The organism is Bradyrhizobium sp. CCGUVB1N3, assembly GCF_024199925.1.
Lineage (GTDB): Bacteria > Pseudomonadota > Alphaproteobacteria > Rhizobiales > Xanthobacteraceae > Bradyrhizobium.
The window spans coordinates 1,296,384-1,316,366 of sequence record NZ_JANADR010000001.1 but is presented as its reverse complement, the minus strand read 5'-3'; the positions used below and the strand labels follow the sequence as shown (position 1 = coordinate 1,316,366).

The following is a 19,983-nucleotide window of genomic DNA, read 5'->3' as shown; positions in this document are numbered from 1 at the left end:
CGGCTTAAGCGGTTGTCGGGGCGGCGGTTTCAGCGTATGCGGAACCAATGGTCGAGACCTATGCCCGCCCCAGTTTCGGAGAGCCGCGCGAGCCGAAAACCCCCGTAAATCCGGGCAGCCGGTTCGTGCGCGTGATCGACGCCGTCACCGGCAGCCACGCCCGCGCAATCGGCTTCCTGCTGATCTGTGCGCTGCTTCTGCTGTTGCCCGGCTTCTTCACGATTCCGCCGGTCGATCGCGACGAGGCGCGTTTTGCGCAGGCAACCAAGCAGATGGTCGAGACCGGCGATTATGTCGACATCCGCTTCCAGGACGACGTCCGCTACAAGAAGCCGGTCGGCATCTATTGGCTGCAATCGGCTGCCGTTCACACCGCGTCCGCGCTCGGCCTGCCGCGCGCCCAATTGCGCATCTGGGTCTACCGGGTGCCGTCGCTGGTCGGCGCGATCGGCGCGGTGCTGATGACCTATTGGACCGCACTCGGCTTCGTCACGCGCCGCGCCGCCGTGCTTGCGGCGCTGATGATGTGCGCATCCGTCCTGCTCGGCGTCGAGGCACGGCTTGCCAAGACCGATGCGGTGCTGCTCTTCACCGTGGTTGCGGCCATGGGCGCGATGGGGCGGATTTATCTCGCCTGGCAGCGCGGCGAGGACGAGGCGCATCCGCCGTGGAGCTATCCCGCGATCTTCTGGACCGCGATCGCCGTCGGCATCCTGATCAAGGGGCCGCTGATCCTGATGTTCGCAGCGCTCACCATCATCGTGCTGGCGATCCAGGACCGCGACGCATCCTGGCTGTGGCGGCTGCGCCCGCTCTGGGGCCTGATGTGGGTGCTGGTGCTGGTGCTCCCCTGGTTCATCGCGATCTTCTGGCGCGCGGGCGATGTCTTCTTCGCCGATTCCGTCGGCGGCGACATGCTGAGCAAGCTCGGCGCCCAGGAATCCCACGGCGCGCCGCCCGGACTCTATCTGGTCCTGTTCTGGATCACCTTCTGGCCTGGCGCGCCGCTGGCGGCGATGGCGGCGCCGGCGGTGTGGCGGGCACGGCGCGAGCCCGGCGCGCAATATCTGCTGGCGTGGCTGATCCCGTCCTGGATCGTGTTCGAGGCTGTGCTGACCAAGCTGCCGCATTACGTGCTGCCGCTCTATCCTGCGATCGCGATCCTCACGGCCGGTGCCGTGGAGCGTCGCGTGCTGTCGCGCTCCTGGCTGATGCGCGGCTCGGCCTGGTGGTTCGCGATCCCTGCGCTCGGCTCGATCATGGCGGTCGTCGGCGCGGTCATGCTGACGCGCCAGCCGGCTTTCGCCGCCTGGCCGTTCATCGCGGCGTCGCTGATCTTCGGCCTGTTCGCCTGGTGGCTCTACGACAACAACCGCGCCGAACGCTCGCTGCTCAATGCGCTGGTTGCGGCGCTGATGCTGGCGGTCGTGGTCTGGGGCCTGGTCCTGCCGTCGCTGACGCCGCTGTTTCCGAGCGTCGAGATCGCGCGCGAATTGCGCAATGTGCGCTGCGTCGGCCCGAAGGCGGCCGCCGCCGGCTATCACGAGCCGAGCCTCGTTTTCCTGACGGGGACGTCGACGCTGCTGACCGACGGCTCGGGTGCTGCCGACTTCCTGAAGCAGGGGAGCTGCCGCTTTGCGTTCATTGAGCAGCGTTCGGAGCGCAGCTTCGTCCAGCGCGCCGAGGCGATCGGGCTGCGCTACCGCGTCGGCTCGCGCATCGACGGCTACAATTTCTCGCAAGGGCGGGCGATCTCGATCGCGATCTTCCGCTCGGAGGGGTCCGAGTAAGATGCCGGCCGACGTTGCACATCGCCCCGGCTATGGCGGGCAACTGCTCGTGGTTTCCGGCCGCGCGCTGGCGCAGCTCCTCCGCACGCCCTCGCATTCGCGGCGCGCGGAGGCGGCGCGCCGGCTGGCGCTGCATTCGCTGTGGCTGAGTGCTGCGGGCGCGGCCCTCATCATCGCGCTGATGCTCGCGTTTGACATGAGCGAGATCCAGATGATGCCCGCGCGCGGCACGCCCGGCCTGTGGCCGATCAAGATCCTCACCGATTTCGGCAAGGACGAGTATGTGCTGACGGCGCTCGCCGCCGCGCTCGTGACCGTGGCCCTGGTCGCGGCAGGCAGGCACGGCACCTCGCGGGCGCTGCTGCTCGGCTTCGGCACGCGGTTGCAGTTCATCTTCTTTTCCGTGCTCTTCTCGGTGCTGGTCGGCGAGATCCTGAAATTCGTCATCGGCCGCGGCCGGCCCTTCGTCGGCGGCAAGGCCAACGCCTTCAATTTCATTCCCTTCAATGGAACGGAAGCTCATGCCAGCCTTCCTTCCGGCCATGCGATCACCGCGTTCGCGCTGGCGTTTGCGGTCAGCGCGCTCTGGCCGCGCCTGCGCGTGTTCATGTTCACCTATGCCATCGTCATCTTGCTGACGCGGCTGGTGCTGCTCGCCCATCATCCGAGTGACGTCGTGGCCGGCGCCCTGATCGGCATCGTCGGCGCCATGGCGGTACGCTACTGGTTTGCGGCGCGCCGGCTCGGCTTCGCCATCCGCAGCGACGGGGCGATCGTGGCGCTTCCGGGGCCGGTGTTCGCCCGCCTCAAAAGGGTTGCCCACGGGGCATCCGCCCCATAAAAGCGGCTGCCTGCCGCCCGGACCGGTTCCCGCCGCGGGTCAATTCCAACCACGAGCCTCGATTTGTCGTTCCAGCCCTCGGTTTCCATCGTCGTCCCCGTGCGCAATGAGGCGGACAATATCGCGCCTCTGATCGAGGAGATCGGCGCTGCGCTCGATGGCCGCTGGGCCTACGAGATCGTCTACGTCAATGACGGCTCGACTGATGCGACCGGCGAGCGCCTGTCGGCCATCATGAAGCAGCGGGGCAATCTGCGTCAGCTCCGCCATGCGAAGTCGACCGGGCAGTCGGCGGCCGTGCGCAGCGGCGTGCGGGCGGCACGCGGCGCGATCGTGGCCACGCTCGACGGCGACGGCCAGAACAATCCATCCTTCCTGCCGGACCTGATCGCGGCGGTCGAGAAAAGCGAGCGCGTCGGTCTCGTCGCCGGCCAGCGGGTCGGGCGCAAGGATACCGGCTTCAAGAAGTTGCAGTCGCGCATCGCCAACGGCGTGCGCGGCACGATCCTGAAGGACGGCACGCGCGACACCGGATGCGGCCTGAAGGCCTTCCGCCGCGAAGTGTTTCTGATGCTGCCTTATTTCGACGGGCTGCATCGCTTCCTGCCGGCGCTGGTGCGCCGGGAGGGTTTCGAGATCGCCTATGTCGACGTGATCGACCGGCCGCGCCGCGCCGGCGTGTCAAACTACGGTTTCTTCGACCGGCTATGGATCGGGATCATGGATCTCGCCGGCGTGTGGTGGCTGATCCGCCGTAAGAAGCCGACACCAGATGTGACTGAGGTGAAGGCATGATCATCCAATATGGCCAGGCGCTGAGCAACTATCTCTACGACGTCTTCGTCGCCAAGTTCGATTTCTGGCTGGCATTCGGCCTGGTCGCGCAGCTGTTCTTCACGGCGCGCTTTCTGGTGCAGTGGATCGCGAGCGAGCGCGCCGGAAACAGCGTGGTGCCGATGGCCTTCTGGTTCTGCTCCATGGGCGGCGGGCTGATGACGCTGGTCTATGGCGTCGTGAAGCGCGAGCCGGTCATCATCCTCGGACAGGCGCTCGCGACGATCATCTACATCCGCAACATCATGCTGATCGTGAAAAACCGCGGCCGCGCCTCGAAGACGCTGGATCGCTGATCGGGGTTCGGACTGGGGATTTCGTGGCCCGTCCGACAAAGATGTCGAAAACAACCCCATGCAAAGTAGATCGGCGATCGCCGGTCGTAAGCCTTAAGCATCTGGTAGATAAGGCGTATCGAACAAACTAAAGCGCGATGAGATTGGGATGAATCGTCATCGCGCTTTAGGTTATTGCTTGAGCATGATCTTTTCGGAAAACCGCTTCGCACTTTTCCGGATCATGCTTTAGCGCAGCAGCGCGGACGCCGCGCCGGACGCGGGAAGGGCGGCCGCCTCATCAGCCTCGTTTCTGCGGTAGGGCTCGCCGGCTGCATCGAGCACGGGGTAGGCCACCGAGCAGATGTGCGAGTGGATGCGGCGCAAGTCGCGCAGCACGTCCAGATGCAGCGAGGTGGTCTCGATGGTCTCTGGGCGCCCCTCGCGCAGGCGATCGAGATGCCGCTCGACGGCGGCGAGCTCGGTGTTGCGCAGTGCGGACTTTTCGACAAGCAGCTTGCGCGCCTCGTGGGCATCGCCCGACATGAACACCCCGAAGGCGATGCGCAGCGAGTCCATCGTCCGCTTGTGGAAGGCTGCCAGCTCCTCGGCGCCCTCGGCCGAGAACTGGAAGCGGCGCTTGATCTTCTTGGTCGCGAGCTCGCTCAAATTCTTGTCGATGATGTCGCCGATATGCTCGAGATTGATGGCGAAGGAGATGATCTCCATGGCACGCCGGCCCTCGCCCTCGTCCAGGCTACCGCGCGTCAGCTTTGTCACGTAGAGCTTGATGGACTCATCGAGGCTGTCGACGATGTTGTCCATCTTCGAGACCTGGTCGACCAACGCGCGGTCGCCCGTCATCATCGCCGCCATCACCTTGCGCAACATGACCTCGACGAGATCGCCCATGCGCAGCGTTTCGCGGGCGGCATCCGCCAGCGCCAGGGAGGGGGTCTCGAGCGCGGTCTCGTCGAGATAACGCGGGCGGGCAGGATCTTCCTCCCGTACGCGATCGGGAAACAGCCAGGTCAGCAGGCGCGACAGGGTGTCGAGCAGCCCGATGAAGATCACGGCCGTTGCAATGTTGAAGGCGATATGAAAGGCGGCCGTCATCTTGGCAAGATCCGGCTGCCAGATGTGCAGCTGGTCGGCGATCGCCTGAAGGAACGGCAGGACCAGCGCGATCCCGACCACGCGATTGATCAAATTGCCGACCGGCAGACGGTAGCTGGCCGGATCGTCGCGCCGTGCGCCCTCGAACACGGGATTGATCGCGCTGCCGAGATTGGCGCCGAGAACGAGCGCCAAGGCGGCAAAGGGCGAGATGAACTGGGAATAGGCCAGCGACATGATCAGAAGCACGCTGGCGACGCTGGAATGCACCGCCCAGGTGATGATTGCGGCGATGGCGATGCAGAGCACCGGATCGCCGGTGATGGCCGACATCACGACGCGGACGCCGGGGGCGTTCTCGGCTGGCGCCAGCGTATCCAGGAGGATGTGCAGCGACAGCAGCATCAGGCCGAGGCCGATCGAGACGCGGCCGATGTCCTTGATCCGCGAGCGCGGCCCCGAGCGGAAGGCGACGAGCCCGAGCACGAACAAGACGGGAGCCACGGCCGCGATGTTGAAGGACAGCACCTGCACGATCAGCGTGGTGCCGACATTGGCACCGAGCATGATGGCCAGCGCGGCGACCAGGCTGACGAGGCCTTCCGCCGCGAACGAGCTCGTGATCAGCGCCGTCGCCGTGCTGCTCTGGAGCAGCGCGGTCAGCCCGAGCCCGGCCGCAAAGGCGCTGAAGCGATTGCTCAGCGCGCGCCCGAGCAGCCGCCGCAGGTCGGGACCGAAAGCGCGCAAAATGCCGCTGTGGACCATATGAAGGCCCCACAGCAACAGCGCCACGCCGCCCATCAAGTCGAGCAGAACCATGCTTCCCATGCTCCGCGTCCTTCGGAATTGAGTCGAAGGGTCAGGCTATTCCCAAACGATCGCGGATCAACGATTTTGTTGCAACGCGCCCGCACTAACCTTTGTTACGGCGCATTTGCTAGGCGGGATGCCCAATCTCGATGCTCAAATTGCCGCGTTGAAGGCAGCAAAGCCGCGATCGAGATCGGCCTTGAGGTCCTCGACGCTCTCGAGCCCGATGTGCAGACGCAGCGTCGGACCGCCCGGGGCCCACTTCGTTGCCGTGCGATAACTGTCGCAGTCGAAGGGGATGGCAAGGCTCTCGAAGCCGCCCCAGGAATAACCCATGCCGAACAGCTTGAGGCTATCGAGCATGGCATCGACCGCCTTCTGCGGCGCGGGCTTCAAGACGATGCTGAACAGGCCGGAGGCGCCGGTGAAGTCGCGCTTCCAGATCGCGTGTCCCGGATCGGTCTCGAGCGCGGGGTGCAGCGCGCGCGCGACCTCGGGCCGCGTGGCGAGCCAGCGCGCCATGTCCAGGCCCGAGCGATAATGCTGGGCGAGCCGCACCGACAGCGTGCGCATGCCGCGCAACGCGAGGAAGACGTCGTCGGGGCCGGCGCAGACGCCAAGCAGGCGGATAGCTTCGGTCACGAGCGGCCAGGCCCTGGCATTGGCGGAGATGGTGCCGAACATGATGTCGGAATGGCCGCCGATATATTTGGTCGCAGCCTGCATGCTGATGTCGACGCCCTGGTCGAGCGAACGATGATAGAGCGGCGTCGCCCAGGTGTTGTCGTCGATGACGAGCGCGTCGCGGCCGTGCGCGACCTCGGCGATCGCGCGAATGTCGGGCATCTCGAAGGACTGCGAGCCCGGCGCTTCCACCAGCACCGCACGCGTATTGGACTTGAACAGGGCCTCGATGCCTGCGCCGATCAACGGATCGAAATAGGTGGTCTCGACGCCGTAGCGCGCGAGCAGCCCGTTGCAGAAATTGCGCGTGGGCCGATAGGCGTTGTCGCAGACGAGCAGATGATCGCCCGCCTTCAGCACCGCGAGCAGGGTGGTGGTGATCGCAGCCAGGCCCGACGGCGCGATGCCGACGCCGGCGCAGTTGGGCCCCTCCAGCGCCATCAGCGTCTCCTGGAGCGCCTTGGTGGTGGGAGTGCCGTGGCGGCCGTACTGGAACTCGCCGCGATGGGCGTGCAGGTCCTCGGCGGTCGGATAGAGCACGGTCGAACCGTGCACGACCGGCGGATTGACAAAACCCTTCTGCGCCTTGGTGTCGCGGCCGGAGGTCACCAGCCGGGTGTCGGGATGTTGCGAGAAGGGCTTCGCGCCCGCAGAAGAATCCATGCGTGTGCTTTCAAAACTGGGATGGTCGGCGCGGAAAGTCCCCGCGCGGGACGGCGGATCGACCGCAACTGGTAATAACAGATCACAGAAGAGTCCCGTCAACCCCTTGACCCGGCTCGCCAGTCGTTCTGTGATGCGCAGGTGCTATTCTGTCGCCGCATGTTGAGGGGCTTGCCGCGACTCTTCGATCCACCGCCCGAGGGACCATGCCTGACAGCCTGGCGTCCAAAGGTTTTCGGCAGGGGATCGACGGGGTTGGCCCACAGCTTGCACGATGTTCAGCGAATGATGTTCGACGAACGTTCCCATACGCCCTTAGAGACGACCGCACGTCGCCCCCAACGCGACGCCCTTGAAAGGCTTCAGCCCATGAAACGCGTAACTCTGGTTCTCACCCTTGCTCTCGCCGCCGGCCTGTCCGCCCCGGCCGCCCATGCGCAAACGCTCAAGACCATCAAGGACAGGGGCATGGTGTCCTGCGGCGTCAGCCAGGGCCTGCCGGGCTTCTCGTCGCCGGACGACAAGGGCAACTGGACCGGGCTCGACGTCGACCTCTGCCGCGCGGTCGCGGCGGCCATCTTCAACGATGCGACGAAAGTCAAATACGTGCCGACGTCCGCCAAGGACCGTTTCACCGCGCTGCAGTCCGGCGAGATCGACATGCTCTCGCGCAACACCACCTGGACGATCTCGCGCGATACCTCGCTCGGCGCCAATTTCGCCGGCGTGAACTACTATGACGGCCAAGGCTTCATGGTGAAGAAGTCGCTCAAGGTGAATTCGGCGCTGGAACTCAACAGCGCCTCGGTCTGCGTCCAGACCGGTACCACCACCGAGCAGAACCTCGCCGACTACTTCAAGGCCAACAACATGAAGTACGAGGTGATCGCGTTCGCCACCAACGACGAGACGGTCAAGGCCTATGAATCCGGGCGCTGCGACGTCTTCACCACGGACCAGTCGGGCCTCTACGCCAATCGCCTGAAGTTGGCCAATCCCAACGACCACATGGTGCTCCCGGAAATCATCTCCAAGGAGCCGCTTGGCCCGATGGTGCGCCACGGCGATGATCAGTGGTTCGACATCGTGAAATGGACCCTGTTTGCGATGGTCACGGCCGAAGAACTCGGCATCACCTCCAAGAACGTCGACGAGAAGGCGAAGTCGGACAATCCGGAATTGAAGCGAGTGCTCGGCACCGACGGCAATTTCGGCGAACAGCTCGGCCTGACCAAGGACTGGGTGGTCCGGGTCGTGAAGCTGGTCGGCAATTACGGCGAGGTGTTCGACCGCAACGTCGGCGCTGGCTCGCCGCTCGGCATCGCCCGCGGCCTCAACAGTCTCTGGAACAAGGGCGGTCTCCAGTACGCGCCGCCGATCCGCTGATTGATCAAGCCCACGGTTTGCGGCGATGAGCACCGAGGCCCGTAAACCACCACCGCAGATCGCGCTGAAGCTGAGGCGCGCTCTCGGTGGTAAGGCTGGCTGGAACGGCGTCGCCGTCCAGCTCGCCTTCGCCGCGATCCTGGGCTGGATGGCCTATGAGATCATCTCCAATGCCCGCGCCAACCTAGAAAACCAGCACATTGCTGCCGGTTTCGGATTCCTGAGGAACAATGCGGGCTTCGACGTCAATCAGACCCTGATCCCCTACACCGGCTCGGACACGTTCTTGCGTGTGTTCGTGGTCGGACTCCTGAACACGCTGGTGGTCTCGGTGGTGGGCATCGTCTTCGCCACCGTGATCGGCTTCGTCATCGCGCTGTGCCGGCTCTCGCCCAACTGGCTGTTATCGCGCGTCGGCGAGATCTATGTCGAGATCATCCGCAACCTGCCGCTCTTGTTCCAGCTTCTGTTCTGGTATCTCGCGGTGCTCGCGGCCTTGCCCAATCCGCGGCAGAGCATCTCGCTCCTGGGCATCGCCTTCATCAGCAATCGCGGACTGGTCATTCCCAGCCCGATCGGCGAGAGCGGATTTGCGCCATTCATGGCGGTGCTTGGGCTCGGCATCGTTGCGTCGCTTGCGCTGCGCTTTTATGCGCGACGTGCGCTGTATCAATACGGCCACATGATCCGCATCTGGCCCTACGTGCTGGGCCTCCTGTTCGGGCTTCCGCTCCTCACCACGCTGGTGTTTGGTCTGCCCTTCACTTTCGAGCTGCCGCAACTCAAGGGCTTCAACTTTGCCGGCGGCTCGCGGATCATCCCGGAATTCGTGGCGCTGTCGGTGGCGCTGTCGACCTATACGGCCGCCTTCATCGCCGAGATCGTGCGCGCCGGAATCCTGTCCGTGCACAAGGGACAGATGGAGGCGGGATCCTCGCTGGGCTTGAGCCGCGGCACCACGCTACGGCTGATCGTCGTGCCGCAGGCCATGCGCGTCATCGTGCCACCGCTGACCAACCAGTATCTCAACCTCACCAAGAACTCCTCGCTCGCCGTCGGGATCGGCTATCCTGATCTGGTTTCCGTGTTCGCCGGCACGTCGCTGAGCCAGACCGGGCAGGCGATCGAGATCATCGCCATGACCATGGCCGTCTACCTCCTGATCTCGCTCTTCACCAGCGCCGTCATGAGCGTCTATGGCTGGCGCATCAACCGGAGCCTGGGAGCATGACGGATATCACCGCGTCATCCTTCGTTCGCCAGGATATTGTTGCCGAGCGGCCTGCGCCGGTGAAGACCACCGGCTTCGTCGGCCTTGTGCGCACGCGCCTGTTGAACTCGCCGACCAACATTCTCCTGACGATCCTCGGCGCATTGCTGCTCTGGTACACCGTCATTCCCGCCCTCAGATTCCTGCTGGTCGACGCCGTCTGGACCGGCAAGGACCGTACGGCGTGCCTGCCCGAAAATGCCGGATATGTGGTCGGCGCCTGCTGGCCCTATATCCAGGCGAAGCTCCCGCAGCTGATCTACGGCTTCTATCCCGAGGCGGAACGCTGGCGGGTCAATCTGACCTTCATCCTGGCGGCCGTCCTCCTGCTCCCGCTGCTCATTCCGCGCCTGCCGGCGAAGGGACTCAATGCCGGCCTGTTCTTCTTCGCCCTTCCGGTGGTCGCGTTCTTCCTGATGCACGGCGGCGGCATCACCGGTTTCGGCCTCAGCTGGACCGCGGGCCTCTTGCAACTGTTCGACGACAGCGTCATCGGCGCGGGGCAGGTGCTGGTCGGCCTCGGCAAGAGTTCGGCGATCGGTCCGCTGCTCTGGGTCGTCGGCAATTTCATCGTGCTGGTCGGCACTGCGATCCAGTGGCTGATCCTCCCGTTGACCTGGCTGCGGGATCAGATCCAGGCGAGTAGCCAGTCAGTCTGGATCGATTTCGCGATCACGGCCATCGTCGTCTCGCTGATCCTGTTCTTCCTCGGCGGGGGAATGCGCACCGGCTGGCGCGCGCTCGCAACAAGCATAGCGACCTTTATCGGCATGGCGATCGTGATCAAGCTGATGGGGCTCGATCACGGCGGCCTGCCGATCGTCGATACGCGCCTGTGGGGCGGGCTCCTGGTGACGCTGGTGGTTGCCGTGACCGGCATCGTCACCTCCATGCCGATCGGCATCGCGCTGGCACTCGGACGCCGCTCGACGATCCCGCTGATCCGGATCTTCTCGATCGCCTATATCGAGTTCTGGCGCGGCGTGCCGCTGATCACGGTGCTGTTCTTCGCCACCTACATGCTGCCCCTGTTCCTGCCGGGCAATTTCACGGTCGATGGCCTGGTGCGCGCACTGATCGGCATTGCGTTGTTCACCGGCGCCTATCAGGCCGAAAATATTCGCGGTGGGCTCGCTGCGGTGCCGCGCGGGCAGGGGGAGGCGGCTTCCGCACTGGGGCTGTCCTGGTGGAAGACCACCTCGCTGATCGTGCTGCCGCAGGCGCTGCGCCACGTCATCCCGAGCCTCGTCAACAGCTTCATCTCCCTGTTCAAGGACACCTCGCTGGTCTCGATCGTGGCGCTGTTCGACCTGCTCGGCTCGCTCAGGGCATCCTTCTCCGACCCGGTCTGGTCGACGCCGTCGACCGCCTTCACCGGCTTCGCCTTCGCCGGAGTCCTCTATTTTCTCTTCTGCTTTGGAATGTCCCGTTACTCGCTTTTCGTCGAGAACCGGCTCAACGCCCATCGCCGCAACTGAACAAGGTCACCATGTCCACTAGTCCGATTGTCAAGATTTCCGGCCTCAACAAATGGTACGGCGACTTTCACGTCCTGCGCGACATCGATATCGAGGTCGAGAAGGGCGAACGCATCGTCATCTGCGGCCCGTCGGGCTCAGGCAAGTCCACGCTGATCCGCTGCATCAACGCGCTGGAGGAATTTCAGGAGGGCGAGATCGTCGTCGACGGCATCGAACTCGGGCCGAACCTCAAGCACATCGACGCAGTGCGCCGCGAGGTCGGCATGGTGTTCCAGAGCTTTAATCTGTTCCCGCATCTCACGGTGCTCGACAATTGCACGCTGGCGCCGATCTGGGTCCGCAACATCCCGAAGAAGGATGCCGAGGCAACCGCGATGAAATTCCTGGAGCGCGTGAAAATCCCGCACCAGGCCAACAAGTTTCCGGGCCAGATGTCCGGCGGCCAGCAGCAGCGCGTCGCGATCGCGCGCGCGCTGACCATGAACCCGAAGGTGATGCTGTTCGACGAGCCGACGTCGGCGCTCGACCCCGAAATGGTCAAGGAAGTGCTCGACACCATGGTCGACCTCGCCAAGGAGGGCATGACCATGCTGGTCGTGACCCACGAGATGGGCTTTGCGAAGGAAGTCGCCAACCGCGTGGTGTTTATGGATGCCGGCCAGATCATCGAATCCAACACGCCGCAGGAATTTTTCGCCCACCCGCAGCACGCGCGCTCACAGCTGTTCCTGAGCCAGATCCTGCGGTGATCCTGTAGGGTGGGCAAAGGCGCATCGCGCCGTGCCCACCATCTCTCCACGGCCGCGACAGAAGTGGTGGGCACGCTTCCGCCTTCGCTCTTCGAGCTACGGCGGACAAGTCGCTTTGCCCACCCTACGCACTCAGGATGAGGTCGGAAGGCGCGCCGCGCCTTACACGAACGGCGGCTTGATGTTGCTACGCTTCTCGAGCCAGGTCGGCACCGGCAGATTCTTGGCGCGCATGAAGTCCGAATTGAAAAGCTTCGACTGGTAGCGGCTGCCGGAGTCGGCGAGCACCGTGACGATGGTCTTGCCGGGGCCGAGCTTTTTCGCAAGGCGAATGGCGCCGGCGATGTTGATGCCGGTCGAACCGCCGAGGCACAGGCCCTCGTGCTGGAGCAGATCGTAGATCAAGTTGACCGCTTCCTCGTCGGGAATGAGGAAGGCATCGTCTACCTTCGCGGTCTCGACGATCGCGGTGGCGCGGTTGAGCCCGATACCCTCGGTGATCGAGCCGCCGGGCGTCGCCTTGGGATCACCAGTCCTGAAATACTCGTACATCCCCGCGCCATGCGGATCAGAGCAGGCGATGGCGACGTTCTTGTTCTTCTCCTTCAGATAGCGACTAACGCCGGCTAGCGTGCCGCCGCTGCCGACCGAGCAGGCGAAGCCGTCGACCTTGCCGCCGGTCTGCTCCCAGATCTCGGGGCCGGTGGATTCGTAATGCGCCTTGGCATTGTCGAGGTTGTTCCACTGGTCGGCGAACAGCACGCCGTTGGGCTCGCTCTTGCGCAGCTCGTCCGCGAGGCGGCGGCCGACATGCTGATAGTTGTTGGGATTGGCATAAGGCAACGCCGGCACCTCGACGAGCTCGGCGCCGCACAGCTTCAGAAAGTCCTTCTTCTCCTGGCTCTGGGTCTCCGGAATCACGATCAGCGTGCGGTAGCCGCGCGCGCTTGCCACGACCGCAAGGCCGATGCCGGTGTTGCCGGCAGTTGCCTCGACCACCAGGCCGCCCGGCTTCAGCTCGCAGCGCTTCTCGGCCTCCAAAATCATCCATTTGCCGGCGCGGTCTTTCACCGACTGGCCCGGATTCATGAATTCCGCCTTGCCGAGAATGGTGCAGCCGGTCTGTTCGGACGCACGCTTGAGCTTGATGAGGGGGGTGTTGCCGATGGCTTCGACAACGTCGTTATTGATGGTCATGTCAGGCAATTACCGGCTGGTTCTGTGAAGTGGTCGAGACCCTAAAGTAGGGTCTCCGGCCACACAAGGCGAGGGCGCAAAGTCTTAATGCTGCTTTGCGAAGACGACCTGCCGGACGTCGATATTCCCGGAGAGGAAACCGGCCTCGCAATAGGAGAGATAGTACTCCCAAAGACGTCGGAACCGATCGTCGAAGCCAAGCGGCACGAGGTTCGGCCAGGCGCTACGGAAGTTATTTCGCCAGGTGGCAAGCGTCTTGGCATAATCTTGCCCAAAGATGCGCTCCCGGATGACAGGCACGCCAAACGTCTCGCCGAGCGACTTGAGCACGGCGGGCGAGGGCAGCATGCCGCCGGGAAACACGTAGCGCTGGATGAAGTCGACCTCGCGCCGATAGGTCTGAAACAGCCCGTCCTGGATGGTGATGGCCTGGATGCCGGCAAGGCCGCCCGGCAGCAGGCGATCACGCAGCTGTGCGAAATATTTCGGCCAAAACTGCTCGCCGACCGCCTCGATCATCTCGATCGAGGCGATGCGGTCATACCGGTCGCGCTCATCGCGGTAGTCCTGAAGGCGGATCTCGACCCTCTCGGCGAGACCGGCATCGTGGATGCGCTTCTGCGCAAAGTCGCGCTGCTCGGTCGAGATCGTCAGTCCGACAACGTACGCGCCAAAGGTCTTGGCCGCGTATTCGGCAAATCCGCCCCAGCCGCAGCCGATCTCGAGCAGCTTCTGTCCCGGCTTGAGATCGATGGCTTCGGCGAGCCGGCGATACTTGTTGGTCTGGGCTGCCGTGAGATCGGTGGTGTTCTCCTCGAACAACGCCGAGGAATAGGTCATGCTCGGATCGAGCCAGGCCGAATAGAAGGCGTTGCCGATGTCGTAATGCGCGTGGATGTTGCGCCGCGCCTGGCGCCTGGTGTTGCGGTTGAACCAGTGCCGGACCACCTGGACGAGGCGCATCAGCGGCTTGTCGCGGAGCATGGCCTGGATCAGGTCGTGGTTGACGCAGAAGATGTAGAGGAACTGCGTGAGATCGGGCGTGTCCCAATCGCCGGCGAGATAGGCTTCCGCAATCCCGATATCGCCGCCATTGATGAGGCGCGGCGCAAAACTGTAATTGTGCAGCCGCATCACCGCGTTCGGGCCGGGCTCGAGGCCGCCGAGCCGGATGACGCGGCTGTCGGGCAGGATCACCTCGAGCGTGCCGCGCCTCAGGCGTGAGCCGAAGGCGAGCGCGAGGCGAACCAGGCGCGGCAGGTCGGCGAGGACCGTCTCGACATTATCGGGGGTGACCGGGATCGCGTTCGACATCGGCATCACCTGAACTGGCACTGTCCGACCGCACAGGCAGCCGCGCCGATCCCGGTTCTCGCTGGACCCGAGAGCGCCCCCGCAGGAAGTCAGCGACGAACAGTATAAGCGCGCGTTTCGGCGGCCGCCAAGCCGGTTTGATCGGCAGCCTTAACGTCGAGCCGGCCCGCGACGTTCGGCCGTGGTATCAGCCGCGCGCCCTTGAACCAGAGCCGCAGGGCTTCCCAATGGATCGCCGCCATCACCTTGAGGGTCACGAGCGGCAGCGCGACAAACGACCGCAACAACCCGCGCGACGTCAGCGCGCGGCGGCGGCCGCTGAAGGTTGCGGCGAGCAGCGGGCCGCTGCGGTCGGTTTCGAGGATGCGCAGGCGGACGGTATCGGACGGCGGATGGAGGCGGAAATGATAGCGCGTCTCCATCGCGATGAAGGGCGAGACATGGAACTGCTTGTCCTGCTGCTGCCGCAGGCCGGCGGCGCTCGTCTCGCCTGATACGACCGGCAGGACATAAGGATGGATGTCGCCAAAGGTGTTGCGCACCTCGTAGATGACGAGCGCGAGCGCTCCGCTTGCGCGATAACAGAAATATACCGACAGCGGATTGAAGCCGTAGCCGAGCAGGCGGGGATAGCAGAGCAGCAGCACCCGCCCGCCGGTCAGGTCGACATCGTGCCGTGCGGCGCAGCGTTGGGCGTAGGCGCGCAAGGAGGAGCCGTCACGCTCGCCGTGGTCGGCCTCGTGGAAACTGTAAAGTCCTGCGCGATTGACGCCGAAGAGGGCCGATTGCCGGTCCGCTTCCGCGAGCCGGTCGAGATCGATCAGGAGGCTCATGACGCGATAGCTGAAGCGATGGCCGACCGGCTTCAACCGCGCATGCATGACATCGCCGACATAGAGCGATGCGGCGTCCTTTGCGAGCAGGGTGGCCTCTGTCGCCATCGCGCTACTCCGCGGCTTGCGCCAGCTCGACCGGCGCCTCGCGCCAAGGGGCGACCGCGCCGAGCGCCTCGGCGACGCGAAGGCCCGAGCGCAGGCCGTCCTCGTGAAAGCCATAGCCGGTCCAGGCGCCGCAGAACCAGGTGTGCCGGCGTCCCTGGATCTCGCCGAGCCGCTTCTGGGCTGCGAAGGCTGCCGCATTATACTGCGGATGCTCGCAGACATGCTTGCCGAAAGTGAGCTCCGGCGCCGGCGCGAAGGGCGGGTTGAGACTGACGAACAGCGGCTTGTCGGGATCGATACCCTGGAGCCGGTTCATCCAATAGGTCACGGCGACGTCGTTCGCGCTCGTGCCCTCGCGCTGCCAGCGCAGGAAATTCCAGGACGCCCAGGCGCGTTTGCGCTTTGGCATCAGCCTGATGTCGCGATGCAGATAGACCGTGTTCGGTGCGTAGCCGATCGCGCCGAGGATGTGGCGCTCGTCCGCGTCGGCATCGGACAGCATGGCGAGCGCCTGGTCGCTGTGGGCAGCGATCACCAAATGATCAAAACTGTCGTGGTGGCCGTGGCTGTCATGGACGACGACGCCATGCGCGGTGCGCTCGATCGCGGTGACGGCGCAGCCGAGCCGGATGTCTGCGTAGGTCGCCGTCAGCTTCTCGACATAACGCCGGCAGCCGCCCTTGACGGTGCGCCAGACCGGGCGGTCGTGATGCAGCAGGCGATGGTTGTCGAAGAAGGCGACGAAATTCTCGGCCGGAAAGTCGAGCATCTCGTCAGCCGGCGTCGACCAGATCGCCGCCCCCATCGGCGCGAGATAGTCGGTGAGGAGCCGCTGCGAGAAACGGCGTTGCGCGAAATAATCGCCGAGCGTCAGGCCGGCGAGGGACCCGGCATGATGGTCGGCCACGCTTTGCCGGTTGAACGTCGCGATGTCAGCGAGCATCCGTACATAGGACGGCGAGAGCAGATTGCCGGGCTGGGCGAAGAGCCCTGCACCCGTCGACCACCAGTCGTTGCCGCCCCCGCGCCACTCGAATCGCCCGCCGTCAGCGGATACGGCAAAGCTCATGCAGCTCTCGACCGTCTCGATGCCGAGATGGGCGAACATCGCGGTCAGGTCGGGATAGTTGAGCTCGTTATAGACGATAAAGCCGGTATCGACCGCGATCGGCGTGCCGTCATAATCGACCGTGACGGTGTGGCTGTGTCCGCCGGGGCGGAGCTCGCGCTCATAGACCGTCACCGGATAGCGTCGTGAGAGCGTCCAGGCCGCCGCGTTGCCGGCAATGCCCGTTCCGATGACCGCGATGCGCATGTGCAATGCCCCTGCCGCTTGATGTCGGACAAGCTACGGTGCGTTGCGGCGCAGGTTTCAGTGGAGAGCAGCCCTTCCGTGGCGTCCAGATCCCGCTGTGGCGACAATGACACATGAAATGTTGGTAAGCTTGCCGCCCGCCCGGGAGCGCGTCGAAATGCGAGAAAGCCCTATAAAGATAGGCAAAACCTGCGTGTCTCGCGACTTCGTGAAGCCCGGTTGCGGGGCGGGCTTCGCAGTTGCGGGACTGTCCGCCCCCGTTACGCCCCGCTAATATGCGGCACGGTTCCTGGAAAGCATCACGCTGTGAACGAAACGGAGACCACACCCCAACTGACCCGCCGCGAATCGGTTAATCCGGCCGCGCGGTGGCAGTTGCGTCTGCCCGGCAGGGGGTGGATGTGACCCGAAGATTCCCGATGGTCGCTGTCCGGCGATCGTACGGTCCCGCACCCCGGCTGCTGGGCGCAGCGGGCCGGATGGTGGCGCTCGGCCTGGCACTGAGCTCCGCCGGCTGCGTGCTGACGCAGGACTTGCCCGATCCGGCGCTCGACGTGCCCAGCCAGTATAAATACGCCGGCAAACCCGATGCGCCGCCGCCGCTCGACTGGTGGCGCGGCTTTCGATCGGTGGAGCTGACGCAATTGATGGAGGAGGCGCAGACCGTCAATCTGGACATCGCCGCCGCCGTCTCGCGCATCTTCGAGGCCGATGCCCAGGCGCGGCAGGCCGGAGCGGCCCTGCTGCCGAGCGTGTCCGGCTCGGGTTCGGAGACCTATTCGCGCACCTCAGGCTCCTCGTCCTCTGGTCTCACCAATGGCGGCCGCGAGGTCGTCAACTATTCGGCCTCGCTGAGCGCGAGCTATCAGCTGGATTTCTGGGGCCAGAATCGCGACGCTCTCCAGTCGGCCGAAGAGACGGCCAGCGCCAATCGCTTCGATCGCGACGTGGTGGCGCTGACCACGCTCGCCAGCGTCGCCAACGCCTATTTCCAGGTGCTGGCCTCGCAGGACCGCTTGCGCACTGCGCAGCGCAACATCGCCAGTGCCCAGCGCATCCTCGATGCCATCAAGGAGCGGCGCAAGGCGGGCACGGGCACGGACCTCGACGTCGCGCAGCAGGAGAGCGTGGTGGCGAACCAGAAGGCGCTGGTGCCGCCGCTCCGGCAGACGCTCGACCAGAACGTCAATGCACTGGCCGTGCTGGTGTCGCGGCCGCCGGAGAGCGTGCGCGTCGCGGGCGGCTCGCTGAACCAGATCGCGATCCCGCGCGTCACGCCGGGGCTGCCGTCCGAACTGTTGACGCAGCGGCCCGACATTCGCCGGCAGGAAGCGCAGCTTGCGTCCGCCACCGCCAATATCGGCAATGCCCGCGCACAGTTCTTTCCGAGCATCCAGCTCACCGGCAACGGCGGCTATCAGAGCTCGGCGCTGGTGTCGCTTTTCCAGCCGCACGCGGCCTTCTTCCAGCTGGTCGGCAGCGCGACGCAGCCGATCTTCGACGGCGGCAAGATTCTGGGCAATTTCGAATTTGCCAAGGCGCGCCAGGACGAGTTGCTGCAGATCTACCGCAAGACCATCGTCCAGGCCTTCGCCGACGTCGACAACGCGCTCTATTCGATCAAGCAGACCACGATCAGGCTGCAATTGCAGCGCGATGTGCTTGCGTCGTCGCGTCGCGCCTTTGATCTTGCCGAGCAACAGTTGCGCGCTGGAACGGCCGACATCGTGGCTGTGCTGAACGTCCAGCAGACACTATTTCAGGCGGAAGATGCGCTGTGGCAGGCGCAGCTCGCGCGGCTTCTGGCGATCGTCAGCCTGTACCAGGCGTTGGGCGGCGGTTGGGAGCCGAGAATGGAGAAACCGGTCAATGCTCTTTAAGCCGGATACGAAGGAAGGCGCGAAGGACGAGGCGGGCAAGCGCAGCACGTCCCGGCGCGTCCGCCGCTTTGTTTCCACGCTGATCACGCTCGTGATCCTCGGCGGGCTCGGCTATCTGGGCTGGACCGTATGGCACCAGAAGCCGGCGAATGACCGCAATGCGCGGCCCGATCTGCCTGTGCCGGTGCTGGCGGCGTCCCCGCGCGTCCAGGACGTGCCGGTCTATCTCGACGGCGTCGGCGCGATCCGCGCGCTCAACACCGTCACCGTGCGTTCGCAGGTCGACGGCAAGCTGATCGCGGTGAATTTCATCGAAGGCCAGGACGTCAAGAAGGGCGACGTGCTCGCCGAGATCGATCCCGCAATCTACCAGGCGCAGTATGATCAGGCGGTGGCCAAGAAGGCCCAGGACCAGGCCCAGCTCGCCAACCAGCGCATCGACCTCACACGCTACGAGCAGCTCGCTGCCTCCAACGCCGGCTCCAAGCAGCAGGCCGACACCCAGCGCGCGGCGGTCGCGCAGACCGAGGCGCTGGTCAAGGCCGACCAGGCCGCGATCGACAATGCAGCGGCAACGCTGAGCTACACCAAGATCGTGGCGCCGCTCTCGGGCCGCGCGGGCCTTCGCCAGGTCGACCAGGGCAACATCATCCATGCCTCCGACATCACGGGCCTCGTCGTCATCACGCAGCTGCAGCCCATCGCAGTGTGGTTCAGCCTGCCGCAGCAGCAGATCATGCGCGTCAACGCCGCCGCGTCGAAAGGCACGCTGCCGGTCGACGTGTTCGGCAATGACGGCATCACGGTGATCGACACCGGCAAGCTGACTGGCATCGACAATCAGGTCGATCCGACGACCGGGACCCTCAAGCTCAAGGCGGAATTCCCCAACGCCAACTACCAGCTCTGGCCGGGCCAGTTCGTCAATGTCCGCCTCAAGGTCGAGACGCTGCCGAAAGCGCTCGTGGTGCCGACATCGGCCGTGCAGCGCGGGCCGATCGGAACCTTCAGCTATGTGATCGGCGACGGCGATATCGTCTCGGCCAAACCCGTGACGGTGACGCAGCAGAACGAGCATGACGCCGTGATCGCAACCGGCCTGTCGCCGACCGATCGCGTCGTCACCACGGGCTTTGCCAATCTCTCCGACGGCTCCAAGGTGATCGTCGGCCGTGACGACCAGACGCCGTCGGCCGATCTTGCGCCGCGCAAGCGTACTCGCGCGCCGGATGCCCAGAAGGGCGGTCAAGCGAAGGACGGGCAGGCCAAGGATGGCCAGGCCAAAGACGGGGCCAAGGAGGGGGCCAAGGACGGGCAAGGCAAGGATGGCGAGCGCCGCGCCAAGCGGCAAAGCGGTGAGGGCGACCAGAAGGGCCAGACCGGAGCGGCGCAGGGGGCAGATTCATCGGGCAGTGGAGCAAAGCAGCCATGATCCCG

General features: G+C 64.8%; 16 protein-coding genes. 10 read left to right on the top strand and 6 right to left on the bottom strand.

Annotation, left to right across the window (positions count from 1 at the left end; translation table 11 throughout):
• Window positions 1-47: 47 nt before the first annotated feature.
• The 4 genes from NLM33_RS06205 to NLM33_RS06190 all read left to right on the top strand — a co-directional run bounded on the left by NLM33_RS06205 (window position 48) and on the right by NLM33_RS06190 (window position 3,761).
• Complete coding sequence (locus NLM33_RS06205; RefSeq protein WP_254095235.1) at window positions 48-1,790, top strand: glycosyltransferase family 39 protein; 1,743 nt, start codon at window positions 48-50, stop codon at window positions 1,788-1,790.
• A 1-nt stretch (window position 1,791) separates the two neighbouring features.
• Window positions 1,792-2,631: a phosphatase PAP2 family protein gene (locus NLM33_RS06200; protein ID WP_254095234.1), complete on the top strand. Its 840-nt coding sequence runs from the start codon at window positions 1,792-1,794 to the stop codon at window positions 2,629-2,631.
• 63 nt (window positions 2,632-2,694) lie between these two features.
• Window positions 2,695-3,426, top strand: coding sequence for a glycosyltransferase family 2 protein (locus NLM33_RS06195; RefSeq protein WP_254095233.1), 732 nt, complete (start codon window positions 2,695-2,697; stop codon window positions 3,424-3,426).
• Window positions 3,423-3,761, top strand: a complete 339-nt coding sequence (locus NLM33_RS06190) for a lipid-A-disaccharide synthase N-terminal domain-containing protein (RefSeq protein ID WP_027527070.1) — start codon at window positions 3,423-3,425, stop codon at window positions 3,759-3,761. The genes NLM33_RS06195 and NLM33_RS06190 overlap by 4 nt, the downstream gene beginning before the upstream one ends.
• A gap of 228 nt (window positions 3,762-3,989) precedes the next feature.
• On the opposite strand, the gene NLM33_RS06185 is transcribed toward NLM33_RS06190, so the two are convergent.
• On the bottom strand, window positions 3,990-5,684 hold the full coding sequence (locus NLM33_RS06185) for a Na/Pi cotransporter family protein (protein ID WP_254095232.1): 1,695 nt from the start codon (window positions 5,682-5,684) through the stop codon (window positions 3,990-3,992).
• A 135-nt stretch (window positions 5,685-5,819) separates the two neighbouring features.
• Entirely contained in the window at window positions 5,820-7,013 is a 1,194-nt protein-coding gene (gene metC / locus NLM33_RS06180; protein WP_254095231.1) for a cystathionine beta-lyase, read from the bottom strand.
• 369 nt (window positions 7,014-7,382) lie between these two features.
• Between metC and NLM33_RS06175 the strand changes: the two genes are divergently transcribed.
• The 4 genes from NLM33_RS06175 to NLM33_RS06160 are packed head-to-tail and all read left to right on the top strand — an operon-like array spanning window position 7,383 to window position 11,899.
• Window positions 7,383-8,399: an amino acid ABC transporter substrate-binding protein gene (locus tag NLM33_RS06175; protein WP_254095230.1), complete on the top strand. Its 1,017-nt coding sequence runs from the start codon at window positions 7,383-7,385 to the stop codon at window positions 8,397-8,399.
• Window positions 8,400-8,424: 25 nt separating this feature from the next.
• Window positions 8,425-9,630 (top strand): amino acid ABC transporter permease, encoded by a 1,206-nt coding sequence (locus NLM33_RS06170; RefSeq protein WP_254095229.1) that lies wholly within the window; start codon window positions 8,425-8,427, stop codon window positions 9,628-9,630.
• Entirely contained in the window at window positions 9,627-11,147 is a 1,521-nt protein-coding gene (locus NLM33_RS06165; protein WP_254095228.1) for an amino acid ABC transporter permease, read from the top strand. The genes NLM33_RS06170 and NLM33_RS06165 overlap by 4 nt, the downstream gene beginning before the upstream one ends.
• An 11-nt stretch (window positions 11,148-11,158) precedes the next feature.
• Window positions 11,159-11,899: an amino acid ABC transporter ATP-binding protein gene (locus tag NLM33_RS06160; protein ID WP_254095227.1), complete on the top strand. Its 741-nt coding sequence runs from the start codon at window positions 11,159-11,161 to the stop codon at window positions 11,897-11,899.
• 162 nt (window positions 11,900-12,061) lie between these two features.
• On the opposite strand, the gene NLM33_RS06155 is transcribed toward NLM33_RS06160, so the two are convergent.
• From NLM33_RS06155 to NLM33_RS06140, 4 genes are all read right to left on the bottom strand, one after another.
• Complete coding sequence (locus NLM33_RS06155; RefSeq protein WP_254095226.1) at window positions 12,062-13,096, bottom strand: cysteine synthase A; 1,035 nt, start codon at window positions 13,094-13,096, stop codon at window positions 12,062-12,064.
• 84 nt (window positions 13,097-13,180) lie between these two features.
• On the bottom strand, window positions 13,181-14,410 hold the full coding sequence (locus NLM33_RS06150; protein WP_254095225.1) for a cyclopropane-fatty-acyl-phospholipid synthase family protein: 1,230 nt from the start codon (window positions 14,408-14,410) through the stop codon (window positions 13,181-13,183).
• Between the two features lie 89 nt (window positions 14,411-14,499).
• Window positions 14,500-15,351, bottom strand: coding sequence for a DUF1365 domain-containing protein (locus NLM33_RS06145; RefSeq protein ID WP_254095224.1), 852 nt, complete (start codon window positions 15,349-15,351; stop codon window positions 14,500-14,502).
• A gap of 4 nt (window positions 15,352-15,355) precedes the next feature.
• Window positions 15,356-16,666: an NAD(P)/FAD-dependent oxidoreductase gene (locus NLM33_RS06140; protein ID WP_254095223.1), complete on the bottom strand. Its 1,311-nt coding sequence runs from the start codon at window positions 16,664-16,666 to the stop codon at window positions 15,356-15,358.
• 479 nt (window positions 16,667-17,145) lie between these two features.
• On the opposite strand from NLM33_RS06140, the gene NLM33_RS06135 reads away from it, so the two are divergent.
• Window positions 17,146-18,546, top strand: coding sequence for an efflux transporter outer membrane subunit (locus NLM33_RS06135; RefSeq protein ID WP_254105669.1), 1,401 nt, complete (start codon window positions 17,146-17,148; stop codon window positions 18,544-18,546).
• On the top strand, window positions 18,536-19,978 hold the full coding sequence (locus tag NLM33_RS06130) for an efflux RND transporter periplasmic adaptor subunit (protein ID WP_254095222.1): 1,443 nt from the start codon (window positions 18,536-18,538) through the stop codon (window positions 19,976-19,978). The genes NLM33_RS06135 and NLM33_RS06130 overlap by 11 nt, the downstream gene beginning before the upstream one ends.
• The last annotated feature ends 5 nt before the right edge of the window (window positions 19,979-19,983 follow it).